This window comes from Micromonospora sp. WMMD1102 (assembly GCF_029626265.1).
GTDB lineage: Bacteria > Actinomycetota > Actinomycetes > Mycobacteriales > Micromonosporaceae > Plantactinospora.
Map to the genome: position 1 here is coordinate 6,721,760 of NZ_JARUBN010000001.1, position 11,743 is coordinate 6,733,502.

At 65.1% G+C, this 11,743-nt stretch carries 12 protein-coding genes; 4 read left to right on the forward strand and 8 right to left on the reverse strand.

Annotation, left to right across the window (positions count from 1 at the left end; genetic code table 11):
* Positions 1–447: 447 nt before the first annotated feature.
* From O7626_RS30250 to O7626_RS30265, 4 genes are all read right to left on the reverse strand, one after another.
* Entirely contained in the window at positions 448–1,116 is a 669-nt protein-coding gene (locus tag O7626_RS30250; RefSeq protein ID WP_278064439.1) for a hypothetical protein, read from the reverse strand.
* 106 nt (positions 1,117–1,222) lie between these two features.
* A complete protein-coding gene (locus O7626_RS30255) occupies positions 1,223–1,732 on the reverse strand; it encodes an NUDIX domain-containing protein (protein ID WP_278064440.1) in 510 nt (169 codons plus the stop codon).
* A 311-nt stretch (positions 1,733–2,043) separates the two neighbouring features.
* On the reverse strand, positions 2,044–2,823 hold the full coding sequence (locus O7626_RS30260) for a trypsin-like serine protease (RefSeq protein WP_278064441.1): 780 nt from the start codon (positions 2,821–2,823) through the stop codon (positions 2,044–2,046).
* Between the two features lie 492 nt (positions 2,824–3,315).
* Entirely contained in the window at positions 3,316–4,122 is an 807-nt protein-coding gene (locus O7626_RS30265; RefSeq protein ID WP_278064442.1) for a hypothetical protein, read from the reverse strand.
* A gap of 888 nt (positions 4,123–5,010) precedes the next feature.
* Between O7626_RS30265 and O7626_RS30270 the strand changes: the two genes are divergently transcribed.
* Together O7626_RS30270 and O7626_RS30275 are read left to right on the forward strand one after the other, a co-directional pair.
* Positions 5,011–6,345, forward strand: a complete 1,335-nt coding sequence (locus tag O7626_RS30270) for a transcriptional regulator (RefSeq protein ID WP_278064443.1) — start codon at positions 5,011–5,013, stop codon at positions 6,343–6,345.
* Positions 6,346–6,367: 22 nt separating this feature from the next.
* Positions 6,368–6,742, forward strand: a complete 375-nt coding sequence (locus tag O7626_RS30275; protein ID WP_278064444.1) for a hypothetical protein — start codon at positions 6,368–6,370, stop codon at positions 6,740–6,742.
* 259 nt (positions 6,743–7,001) lie between these two features.
* On the opposite strand, the gene O7626_RS30280 is transcribed toward O7626_RS30275, so the two are convergent.
* The 4 genes from O7626_RS30280 to O7626_RS30295 form a co-directional block, all read right to left on the reverse strand.
* Positions 7,002–7,472, reverse strand: a complete 471-nt coding sequence (locus O7626_RS30280; RefSeq protein ID WP_278064445.1) for a GNAT family N-acetyltransferase — start codon at positions 7,470–7,472, stop codon at positions 7,002–7,004.
* An 11-nt stretch (positions 7,473–7,483) separates the two neighbouring features.
* A complete protein-coding gene (locus O7626_RS30285; RefSeq protein ID WP_278064446.1) occupies positions 7,484–8,830 on the reverse strand; it encodes an XRE family transcriptional regulator in 1,347 nt (448 codons plus the stop codon).
* Positions 8,831–8,993: 163 nt separating this feature from the next.
* Positions 8,994–9,200 carry a DUF397 domain-containing protein gene (locus tag O7626_RS30290; protein WP_278064447.1) on the reverse strand — a complete coding sequence of 69 codons (207 nt, stop codon included), beginning with the start codon at positions 9,198–9,200 and terminating at the stop codon, positions 8,994–8,996.
* Positions 9,197–10,072 (reverse strand): helix-turn-helix transcriptional regulator, encoded by an 876-nt coding sequence (locus tag O7626_RS30295; RefSeq protein ID WP_278066380.1) that lies wholly within the window; start codon positions 10,070–10,072, stop codon positions 9,197–9,199. Before O7626_RS30295 ends, O7626_RS30290 begins: the two co-directional genes overlap by 4 nt.
* Positions 10,073–10,487: 415 nt before the next feature.
* Between O7626_RS30295 and O7626_RS30300 the strand changes: the two genes are divergently transcribed.
* Together O7626_RS30300 and O7626_RS30305 are read left to right on the forward strand one after the other, a co-directional pair.
* A complete protein-coding gene (locus O7626_RS30300) occupies positions 10,488–10,955 on the forward strand; it encodes a hypothetical protein (RefSeq protein ID WP_278064448.1) in 468 nt (155 codons plus the stop codon).
* Between the two features lie 94 nt (positions 10,956–11,049).
* Positions 11,050–11,676, forward strand: a complete 627-nt coding sequence (locus tag O7626_RS30305; protein WP_278064449.1) for a GPP34 family phosphoprotein — start codon at positions 11,050–11,052, stop codon at positions 11,674–11,676.
* Positions 11,677–11,743 lie beyond the last annotated feature (67 nt).

Consider the following 11,743-nt stretch of genomic DNA (forward strand, 5'->3'; position numbering starts at 1 on the left):
GGACATGGGAAAGGCCAGCGATAGCGGCGGCCTCTGTTCTCGGCGAACGGTTCTTACATCGTGACTTCGGCGGGAGGCATGCCGGGGTCTCTATCAGGGCTTCAAGGGAAGGTGGTTATGACATCCTTATCGAGAGGCAGATCCGCGCAGGCGGCTGGTGCGACAATTCGACGGGCACGTTTACAGCGCCGTTGGACTCAACTGAGGCTGGCCTACGAATTCCAATGCGTCGCGAGGGCTTACGGGCTGAAGCCACCCGACACCGGATCGCTAAGATCGATGATCTCGCGATGGGAGGGGGGTCACAGAGAACCAGACGAAGACAATCGGCGAGTCTTGTGTAAGGCCCTGGGAATTCCCTTGGCGGACCTCCCCTTGCCTATCAATAAGGACATCCCCTGGCCTCCGTGATTACCGATTGGAATCAAGGCGGGATGACAAGGAGATCTAGGCTGAGGCGAAGTGGCTGCCGATGGCAGAAGTGAGTGCTGCGGCGTAAGCATGGAGAGTGCAGGGTAGGGCGGTATCAACCTCCACAGACCCTGCCGGACGACGCCACATGATCCACTCACCTCCATAGAACGCGACAGCATCACGTGACATGCGCGAAAGCGCGCCCATGACCGCCTCGTGGGCGTGCGTCAAATCTTCGTGGTCCTGCCCTAAACGCACGAGTGGCACATAGACATGCGGTTCGTTGATGACCTGTGAGGGTTCGATAGGCGCACTCAGGGGCTCTGGGGCCGGTCTGCTGGCTGCGATGGCTCCGGCAACTCGCACTACATACGTCGCATAGGTAGCTGCACGTCGGGCGTAGATAACGATCAGATGGTCAATGTAGTCCAACGCGGACAGCGCCAATTCGTGGACAGCCTCCCGCGTGTGCCTCGCATTGCGGCGATCCGACTCTACCGAATAGCTCAGGATTTGGGCCCGGTTCTCGCTGAGGTTGGCAGTCTGGATGGCGTCGACAATGTGGTTACAGGCTACAGCGAGGTCGACAAGGCCATCAACGACGACAGTTGGCAGGGCGAGGCTTTCATGTAGCGAAATCACCTCATGGGGCATTACATCCATATGCGTCCTTATGATCTGCATTGTCGGCGCGACGAACATAGCTCTCGTCGTATCCTAGGCGAGGCTGGGCTAACCCGCGTCGCCACCTGTCGCGCAGGCTAATCGCACGGATCGGGGTCGGCGTTGCGAGATCCAGCGGGGCGGGCTAGCCTGAGCCGCCGGCTTGGTCCGTGGCTTCCAGGAGGGGGAGGATCAGCGGCAAAGATCGCTCGACAAAGCTCGTAATCGGAATCGTTCGTCCCCGCTCCATCAGGTCTCGCGGATCGACGTGTGCGACCCGAGTGATCTCGCGTCTGTCGATTTTGACCGGCCCGTCGTAACGCCCATAGAAGACCCCTACCATTCTTCGATCAGGCGCCGAATAGAACTTGCCGACAGATTTGAGAGACACCCTGATACCCAGTTCCTCCATAAGCTCCCGTGAGGCCGCGTCTTGGTAGCTCGCCCCGCTGATGGGGTGCCCTGCCGCCGACCCGGACCAGTAGAGCGGGTAGTCCTCTTTATCTGGTGAGCGCTGATGAAGGAGTAACTGCCCGGACTCGTTTGCAAGCACCACGAATGCGAAACGAAGGATTTGGTCCGGTGAGGAGCGGTCGGCGTCGATGACTTGGCCGATTATCTCGTCCAGTTCGTTAACCACGTCCAGCAGAGTCATCCGTCAGCCGCTTTCTTCACGTGCACCTGATTTCACCCAGTCCACACATGCGGGTCGCTGGCCGGCTGGTGCGGATGGGAATGGCGCGCACCCGCTGACGATGATGCCGGCGGTTGGCAGAAGGGCTAGCACGGCGGCGCTGATGGTGAGGTGATGCCGCGTCGGCTCGGGCCTGGGCAGTCTCATGCTCTGGTTGTTCCTTCGGGATGCCGGCCGGGCGGGAGGGCGCCGGCACAGCCCCATGCGGGGTAGACGATCAGTTGAGCCGTGCGGCCGGCCCGACCAGTGGGTTGGGCCGGCCGTACGGGTGTTCAGGAGACGCGGGTCAGCGTGTGCTCGGGTTCGGCGTGACGACCGTCCGCCCAATCGGTGGCGACCGTCCTCAAGATCCAGTACAGGTAGGTGCCCACGTCGGTGTAGATGGCTCGACCCGGGCCGGTACTGGCTTGGCGGCTGGCGATCCCGACCACGAACCAGCGTCCGCCGATGCGTTGCAGGGCGGGGCCACCGGAGTCACCGAACCACGCGCCGGTGCCGGCCGGGCTGTCGAGACACAGCTCGCCGACGGTGATCGCCCCCGCCGCGCACTCGCTGGACGTGCGGAGTTCGACGTTCAGTTCCTGAAGGTGCTTCGGCGTGGCCGTCCCGTCGACCTCGGTGAGTCCCCAGCCGACGAGCTTCACCGGGTCGTGCCGGTTGGCGCGGGGCAGGATCGGGAAGCCGTTGACGGGCACGTTTCGGTCCAGGCGCAGGAGGGCAATGTCGCCGTCCATGCCGACGCCGGGGGTCATGCCCCAGTCCCAGAACTTGGGCGTGGCGATCGCTTCGACGTACGCGACGACACCGCCGGTGGACTGGTCGGCCGAGCCGATACGCAAGTGGAACAGGTTCGGATCCTTGATCGTCTTCGTGTTGCGCTCGGTGACGCAGTGCGCGGCGGTGGCGACCACGTCGCGCCGGGGGCCGATGTTGACGACGTAGGCGCCGCAGGTGTGCCAATTCGGGTCGTCTCGGGCGATGTTGTGGAACTGGAGACTCGCGGTGGCCGGGTACGGGTTCGGCAACGGTACGGGTTGACCGCCCACGATCATCGGACTGATGGGTTCGCGGGGCGGGCCGCCGGGGGTGGTCCCTCCACCCGGAGCGGGTGGGAAGGGACGGTACGCGACCGTCGGCCCGTCGGCCCGTCGGCGGTCGGCTTGCCGGTCTCGGCGGCTGCTGGTGCGGCAGCGCCGAGGAGGCCGATGAGCATCGCCGCAGCGACGACGCTCCGAATCATGCGGTACAAAGGGGACCTTCCTGGGGTGAATCAGCGGGTTGGAGGTGCTCGGTAAGGAGCGGCCCGCCCTGGGACCCCGCTGGTTTGTCCCGGGGCAGAGGGCTTCGGTGGGAGCGGGCTATTCGGTTTGGTCGGAATCACCGCTGGCGGCACTGGCGTCTGCCACCGGTGTGTTATGCAGCCCGCTCGCTCTGCGGTAGTGCGTGGCGGTGCGGCGACGGGCAACCCGGATCTGGCGGCCTGTCGGCGACCGGTCGGCGGTACCGGGCGGGATGAGGCACCGCCGAATCTGGTCATGGGGACATCAGCGCCGCTGTAGTGGCGAGGCCCGCGGTCGGACGGAGGGGTGGCGAGGGCCGCAGCCGAGTAGCAGGTGCGCGGCGGCGGTTGCCCGGTGAGGTAGCTGACCGACCTGGAGCCACTCTTGCCCTCGACAGATGTAGCCGAGGCCGGCGAGGCCGTTCGCGATATGGGGCATAACCTCCAGACCCCACAGCAGGACGGTGTGTTGGTCGTCCTCGACGACCGCCTTCAGGGCGTTCGCGGCCCGGTACGTCAGCAGTGCGGGATGGTCGCGCAGCGAGTTGGTCCGCCCCTGCCGGGCCGCCAGCCGGGCCATGGTCGCTTCACGCCAGCGGTGCTGGGCTGGGCGTCGACGGCTGCCGTCCGGCCAGTCCAGGCGTTCTAGTTCCCGGCGGACGTGCTCGTCAGCCCAGCGCAGTCCGGTGAGGTTCACCAGCTCTGAGACAGTGACCGTGTGCGGACACCAATCCGCCTCGGGACGTAACCCTTCCCGCGCGTCGACCCAGCCCAGAACCCCGGCCCGCGCGATGCTGAGCACCTGCCACTGACTGATCTGCTCAGCCAGCTCCGTGTCGTCCGGGCGGAGCGCCGCCTTCTTCTCCGACGGAGGCACGAACAGCCCCTCGAAGTGGACCCGCGACCGGCCGTCCCTGCCGCGACGCGCGATCGTGCGCAGGCTCAGGTAGTAGACCATCTCGCCTTGGGGGTAGACGCCAACCACAGTCACCCATCGATCCTTCGCCGGGTTCTGGTAGTACCAGACCGTTGATTCCAAACTGCGGCGTGGTCGTATGCGCAAAGCGTCCACCCGGCCGTGCTCCTCGCTCTGTCGAATAGGGTGTTCACGGAAACCGGCAACGGGGTGTTATGCGGCGGTGTGCGAGGCCCACGCGAGCATCGATCTCCACCTCCCGGGGACCCTGGTTATTGGCATCTCCTGGGCCCTCCCGAATGCACAGTTGAAAGCCGGACGGCGAGGTCCCATCCGGCGGCAAGGCGAGAAATGCACCAATCGACATGCCAGTCCACAACCGATCTTGGGGAATCGCCGTCTGCTCGCTGCCGTCCACCACCAAACCCGACATCGAATAGGAGTGGAAGATCACCAGAAAGGGGCGTCCCTCGGTACCCCGGAGGTGCATCATGGGGCGCCCGGGAGGTACGCCCATAGGTACGTAAAAGTTTTGTCGTCACCCGAGTCTCTTGCTGCCACTCGGCGGCCGGGTCAGATCTGGCTGCCGACCTGCTCGATAGCCGTCCGCGTGAAGTCCAGCGCGCCGGTCCGTCGCCGGCAGCGAGCCCGGTCGCGATCGGGGCGAGCATCCCCTTCAACGCGCTGATAGCCCTCAACGTCTCGCCGGCCTGATCGGCGCTCATGAGAGCGCCGCGCCCGCGAGGGCGCACCGACCTTCCCGTCGGCTACGCGCCTTGTGATCAGGCGCCCACGCTGGCATTCTGGCCCTGGCATTCCGGCAAACCGGACCACGGAGGATGGGGCCGTTCATCAGGACGAACACAGAGTTTCGGCAGACCAGGTGTGTGGCGGCCGGGAGTTTGTAGGCCGTCCGCATGGACGACCAGATAGTCGATGGGCGGTGACGGGATGGCACCGAAGTCGGATGAGTCGGAGGGCCCCAACACCCTGCTCAGTGACGCCCGTCGCCGACTTCGGTCCCCAAGTGGTTCAGGTCGGCAGATGTCCCGGCAGGAGGTCGCCGAGGCGGTCAACGCCTATCTCTGGGACACCTACGGCACAAGAACCAGCCTGAATGCCAATCACGTCGGGAAGCTTGAACGGGGGAAACACCGCTGGCCCAAACCCGCGACCCGGGAGGCGTTCCGTGCGGTGTTGAAGGCTTCTCGCGATGCTGACCTAGGCTTCTACACCACCCGTGGCCAACGTCACACTGACGACGATCTACGCCGGATGCCACCAGGCCAGGCGCTCGGCGCTGGCAATGATCACAGCGACGAGTCGCTGACCGGCGTGGAGATCACGGACACTGGCGACATGAACCGCCGCGAGTTGCTACGCCTGCTGAGCCTGACAGGTGCGCTCCTGGCCGCACCTGTCCCTGGCAGCCAGCTCGATTGGGCACGCATCGAATCCTCCAGGGACGGGACTAAGCCCCTAGACCCAGCCACGCTCGACGAGTATGAAGCTCTGAACGCCCGTCTGTGGGCAGCGTTCGGCGCAGCCGAGTCCAAGATGGCAGTATCACCGCTGGTCAACGGTCAGCTCAGTACGCTCACGGCCAACCTACGCCGCTCCCACACGACACTTGTACATCGCCGTCTCTGCGGGATCACCGCCGACCTGCTCCAGCTCGCTGGCGAGATCGCCTTCGACGCGAACGCATACAGCGAGGCCGCACACTGCTACACCCTGGCCGCAACCGCCGCCCGAGAGGCTGCTGCCTACGACCTCTGGGCGTGTGCCATGATCCGCCACGCCTTCATCAGCGTCTACGAGCGTGACTTCCGTCATGCCACACCAATGCTTGAAGTTGCCGTTGGCCTGGCCTACAACGGAGACAGCGCGCTGTCGACCCGCCATTGGGCACATACTGTGCGAGCACAGACCCTCGCAGGCCTCGGAGACCTCGGCGGATGCCGGCGGGCACTCGACCAAGCCGAAGAGGTTAACCGGCTGCCCGGACGAATCCACAACGGCGGATGGTTGCGCTTCGACGGCTCCCGGCTCGCCGAGGAGCGCGGAGCCTGCTATGTCGAGTTAGGGCGCCCAGATCTGGCCGAACCGGTCCTGGCCGGTGCGCTGTCACAAAAGCTCTCCATGCGACGGCGCGGAACTGTCCTGGCAGATCTCGCCATGGTCGGAGTTCAGCGCAGCGACGTGCACCAGATCGTGCTCTACGGAAGCGCCGTCCTTGATACTGCCCGTCAAAGCGGTTCGGGTGTGGTCGGCGCCAAACTTCACCGGTTGCAACACCACCTGCAGCCGTTTCTTGCTGACAGTCATGTGCAGCACCTGAATAACCAGATCAATGCCCTGACGGGGGCAGCGGATTGAAACGACCAGAGGGAGGACCAGCGTGCAGGTCGAAGAACCGGGACGAGTGTTCCGCGAGGCGTGGATCGCTGGAGTCCGTAGGCACTATCCCGGCGAGCCGAAGTCGGGCTATGTCACGCGCTGGGAAGATACGCCCGAATGGGAGCGGGTAAGCGCTGCCGCCGTGTACCAGCAGGTCCGCCAGTTCATCGAGGCGGCCGAGGGTGCAACCGCAAGGTTGACCAGGGAACAGAAGGGCCGTTTCGTCGCCCTGTGCTGGACTGCGCAGATCTTTAGGCACTTTCCGAACCCCAAGCCTTCGTATGTGGCCGACTGGCCGGACATGCCGGAGTGGCAACGAGAGACGGACGCGGACATCTTCGAGCACATCGAGCAGACATCCGCCTCGGTCCGCTGAGAGCGACGAGCCCCACAATACCGAGCAGCGTTCAGCGATGCTGAAACTGATGCCCAAACGCGACGAGATCAACCCGCATGTCCTATCGCCTTGCTCCAGGCACAGTAGCTCGGTGTCGGCGCGTGGTGGCGGACGTCCGACTGGCGCCGACGTGAGGCCAGATGACCTTAACAAAACAACTTGTGTGCGGCGAAGGAGTAGCGAGGTCGGCCCTCCCACCCAGACAATAAGACGATTCGGTATGCGGCGGCGCCCCGTCTTACCCGGCGAGTCGTGCGATAGCCTCGGCGTCCAATCGGTAGAAGATTTTGCCTCTGTTCATCGGCGCAGGCAGTCGATCGTAGAACTTCTGCGCGGCACTGTTGTCACGGTCCGTTGTCCACTCCATCCGGCTGCACTTGTGCTGGACGCAAATGTCGGCGAGATGTCGCATGAGCAGAGTGCCGATGCCGGCGCGTTGGCAGATTTGGCGAACGTACAGTTCTTTGAGGTAAAGGGATCGAGTGATACCAACCGCAGGCCACAAGAAGGTGTAAGTAGCGAGGCCAATAGCCTCGTTGTCATGCTTTGCCAGTAGGACGAACGCAGCCGGTGCGTCGCCGAATAGCAGCTCCTCGATTTGTGCTGCCCGTACATCGGGTGATTCGAATTGAGTCTCACCGTAGAAGCGGTCCATCTCTTCGAGGAGATCGGCGATGGCAGGGGCGTCTTGCCTGGTGGCGGGGGTCACGTGCGGGGCCACTATGGATCTGCCTCTCCCTTGAGGGTGTTCGACCCAAGCAGGGTACGGAACTCAGCCACGGCCGGCAGGGTCCGGTGCGGACGGGGTAGGAGCTGGATGATCTGCAACCCTCTGGTGGCGATCATGCCGGTCCGTTGCTGTTCGGTCAGGGCGGTCATCGCCTCGGTGGCGACGGCGATGGCTTCCCGGCTGTCGCCCTTGCGGGCGAGGCAGGCCGCCTGATCGAGGTGGATCAGGGCGCGGTCGAGGTAGTCGGCAGCAGGGCAGAGGGTCAACGCGGTCCGCTGAGCGTGCCAGGCGGCGGCGGTGTCGCCCAGGTGGGTATAGGCGTTGCCTTCGTGGAAGCGGAGTTGGGCTTCGTTGTAGCCGAACGCGGACGCAACGGCGGATTGGGCGTCGAGCTTTCCGAGGGTGGCCTCGGCAAAGTCGAGGGCGGCACGCGTTTCGCGGACCTGGCCGAAGACAGCGTGGGCACGTGCCTGGAGTGCGGCGGCAAGGGCAGCACCGACGCAGTGGCGGTTGCCGGCGAGTTGCCTCGCGTGCGCAGCCACGGTGACGGCTTCGCGTAGGTCGCCGCTGTAGTAGTGCACGTACGCCTCCTGCGCACGTACCCAGGAACGGAGACTGCGGTCGCCCGCCTCATCGGCCGCGATCCGGGCTGTCCGCGCCCAGGTACGCGCCCGCCCTCGTTGATCCAGCTTGATCAAGGTGAGGAAGATCAGTCCTGCCATCCGTGCCGTGACGTGGGTAAGCCGCAGGTGCGACGAGGCGGGATGGCGACCATTGAGCTGCGCGGTCAGGTCGACCATGTCAGCTTGCAGCTCGTCTAGGAGCAGGGCTGCGGGGCGGGTGCGGGACCTTCTGCCGTGCTCGGTGACGGCCTCTTCCCAATCATCGAGGCTGGCGGGGCTCATGGTGGACGTGCATACCGCGTTGTCCACGGCCCGCCTGAGTGAGTCGAGAGATGTGATGGCTGTCGCGTCGGGTCCACAAGCCGTCAAGGGGGCGAGATCAGTGAATGTCTGGCCTGAGGCCGGCTGGTCCGTCTCGCTGACCCGCTGCCGCGCGATGTAGAAGCCAAGTTCCTGATCGCTGTCAGCGTTGAGGATCACGCGGAACGCTTCACGACGGAGGGCGCCCGGCCAGCGATGTTTGCCTTGCTCCATTTTGCCGATCTGCTTAGCGTCGATGACGCTCCTCGTACGGCCAGCGAGGTAGGCGTTGATGGCGTCAGCGAGTTCTCGTCGCGACATCGGCAGTCCTGACCCGGTCGGCGATAGCAGACGAAGGCGAGCGGCGCGCAGCAGGTCGTTGCGCGGCAACTCGCGGCGACGGCGGGGCGCCATCCGATTCCCCTCTACGGCGGTGCGGGATTGGCGGGCGGGTGATCGGTGCCCGCAGGCCAGCATGGCAGCGTGAACCAGCGTTTACAAGCGGTGACACTTGCGGTAGCCGGGGCGGTGCGGCGCGCCCGGGGACCGGGCGCGCCGAAGAGCCAGCAGCCCAGGGCTACGCGTCGAACTCGCCGTCGCGGACCCCGCCGGTGAACGCCACCCACTCGTCCGGCGAGAACTCCAGCACCGGTCCGGTCCGGTCCTTCGAGTCCCGCATGCCCACGGTGCCGTTGGGTGCGAAGGCGACCTCGACGCAGTTGTCCCCGCCGCCGGAGCGGCTGGACTTGCGCCAGTTGGTGAACTTCTCGGCGTGCATGGTCATCTCCTGGTGTAGTCGGGCAGCTCCTCCGCCACGCTGGCGAGGAAGTCGAGGCTGTCGGCGGGGCTGAGCGCCGCGGCTCGCAACCGTTCGTACAAGGCGGCGTAGTTGGCGACCTCGTCCGGGTCGGTGAGGACGAGGTCACTGGTGATGGTGTCGACCGCGACGACCACCGGATCGTTCGGGTCCGGGTAGCGGTAGCTGAAGAATGCGGACCGGGGTACCGCGTTGCCAGCAATCCGCGCGTCCAGCCGTAACACCCGGATGGTGATCCTCTTCTTCTCGTGACCGACGTTGATCAGGTGGTCGAGCTGCGCCCGGACGATCTCCGGCGGCGCCGCGTACCGACGGATAGCGAGTTCATCGATAATCACTTCATACGTGGGTCCGCCGGGCCGGTCAAGGACCCGTTGCCGGGCAGCTCGCGCCTCCAACGCTCGCTCAACTGTAAATCTGCGGGGATAGGCCGCACGATCGGCTACCGCCCGAACCTGGGTGTACGCCGGGATCTGCAACAAGCCTGGCAGTAGCGTGATGTGGTACTCGGCGATGTGCTCCGCGCCCGCTTCCAGGTCCGCGTAGAGCGCCTGCCGTGGCCCCATCTCGACGCGGAACTTTTCCCACCAACCGTTTTCCTGGGATTCGCGAGCGATGGTCATGATCTGTTCCCACCGCTGCTCGTCCACCCGGAAGTGGTCGAGGACCCGCATGATCTCGTCCTGATCCGGTCGGACTCTCGCGTTCTCGATACGGCTTAGCTTCTGCTTGGCGATCTTCGCCTCTTTGCAGAGTCGCTCGGCAGAGTAGTCGTGCTCCTCCCTTAGCTGGATGAGTTCGGCGGCGAGTCGGCGACGACGCACGTAGGGACTGATCACCGGCACCTCCGGAACGAGACGCGAGAAGCCCGTGGTCCGTCCTGGGTGGACCTCGGCGGCGAGATCGTAACCCCTGGTTTCGCCAACCAGCGCTGGTCCCGATCTTGCCTCCCACACAAAAGCCCAGGTCAGACGATTGGCGACCGGTAAGTCTCCCCATAACTTTCCCCCTAGACCGGTGTTCCCAGGGGTACCCACGAACCGTGATCGTGGAAGCACCGCAAGCGATGTGTCTATGGCTTGGGGTGGGGTCAGCGGCGACAGGTTCGCGGCGGATACCCGGCATTCCGAGGTGCGGAGGAGGCGAGATGGACGCCATAGGCGCAACGCTGAACGCCCTCACGCTACCGGGGTCTGCGGCCGTGCCCGAACGGCGCGGCGGGACCCGGGCAGCGGCCGGAGAGGGGTGGACGCGATGAGCGTTCTCGTGTCGGGTCTGAACGGCTCGCGCATGGTGAACCTTGCTGCCGACGTCTATCGAACGCATCCAGCGACGCCACAGGGCTGTGGGTGTGGCCGACCAGGATGCCGGTCCCGGCTGCACGCCATGAAGATCCTCGCCGCGATGGTGGGGGGCACGAATGTGCCGGGCAACCTCTATCCGCTGTGGGGCTTGCTGGTCTGCAACGGCTGTGACCTGCCGCTGTGCCCGCTCGAATCCGCCGACGGACGGCGCTGCTACCGGTCGCCGTGCGGATGCCGAATGAACCTGGTCGACGCGGGTACCGCTGAGCGGCTGACCTACGAGGCACTCGAACGGCGCGGCCTCACTCCTGCTGAAGGTGTTCCCGGATCGGCGTGGGGTGCGCTCTTCGCACAAACGTTGGCCTCCGTCGGAATTGGCGCTCTGCCAGAGGACTTGGTGTTCATCTGGCGCGTCTGAGTCTCCTGCCCGCTGTCGCTGCCGGGGAAGGCGTGGCGGCGGGCAGGACAAACGTCGTGTGTTCGCTTGACCGCTGTGTGAAAGGGCGTGGGTTGTGCTCGCTGATGACTTCTTCCGGTTGGCCCATCATGACGTAACAGGAAGGCTGAGGCTGCACGCCCGCGCGGTCGAGATCGGCTTGGCCGGCGCGTTGCTCGGAGAGCTGATCTCCGACCGGCGAGTTGATGTTCGAGATGGCGTGCTGGTCGTCGTGGACCGCACTCCACCGGCCGACGCTGTTTCCCACGCGGTGCTCGACACCCTGGTCATGGAGGCGGAACGGCACACCGTACGGAACTGGCTGATGTTCCTCTCCCAGGACGCCCGCAGGCAGGTGGCCGAGCGGCTGCTGCGGGCCGGTCAGCTCCGGCCGGTGACATCGCGTCGGCTGCTGCGGCCGACCCAGACGATCTATGTCCCGACCGATATGAACAAAGCGGCCTGGCCGTGGTTGTCGCTCTCGATGCGGTTACGGCAGGAGCAGCCGTTCGACTACGAGTCCGCCTGCCTGGCCGGGCTCACGCTCGCGACGGGCTTGGACACATTCGTTCTGGAAGGCGCTCCGTCGCGAGCCTCTGAATACCTCCGTCACATCGCGGCCGGGTTGTGGCCCCCGATGAGGGAGTTGTTCGCCCACACCAAGGCCGCGATCGGCGACGCCGTGCTCGCTCATCGCACCTGATCACCCTCACCCCTCCAACAAACCCCCTCTCCCCGGAGTTGCCCGTGACCAGTTTCCAAACTGCCCG

Excerpts from the sequence above, each read along its gene's own strand:
- O7626_RS30250 (WP_278064439.1), bottom strand. The coding sequence starts at position 1,116 with ATGTTCGTCGCGCCGACAATGCAGATCATAAGGACGCATATGGATGTA.
- O7626_RS30255 (WP_278064440.1), bottom strand. The coding sequence starts at position 1,732 with ATGACTCTGCTGGACGTGGTTAACGAACTGGACGAGATAATCGGCCAA.
- O7626_RS30260 (WP_278064441.1), bottom strand. The coding sequence starts at position 2,823 with ATGATCGTGGGCGGTCAACCCGTACCGTTGCCGAACCCGTACCCGGCC.
- O7626_RS30270 (WP_278064443.1), top strand. The coding sequence starts at position 5,011 with ATGTCCCGGCAGGAGGTCGCCGAGGCGGTCAACGCCTATCTCTGGGAC.
- O7626_RS30285 (WP_278064446.1), bottom strand. The coding sequence starts at position 8,830 with ATGGCGCCCCGCCGTCGCCGCGAGTTGCCGCGCAACGACCTGCTGCGC.
- O7626_RS30290 (WP_278064447.1), bottom strand. The coding sequence starts at position 9,200 with ATGACCATGCACGCCGAGAAGTTCACCAACTGGCGCAAGTCCAGCCGC.
- O7626_RS30300 (WP_278064448.1), top strand. The coding sequence starts at position 10,488 with ATGAGCGTTCTCGTGTCGGGTCTGAACGGCTCGCGCATGGTGAACCTT.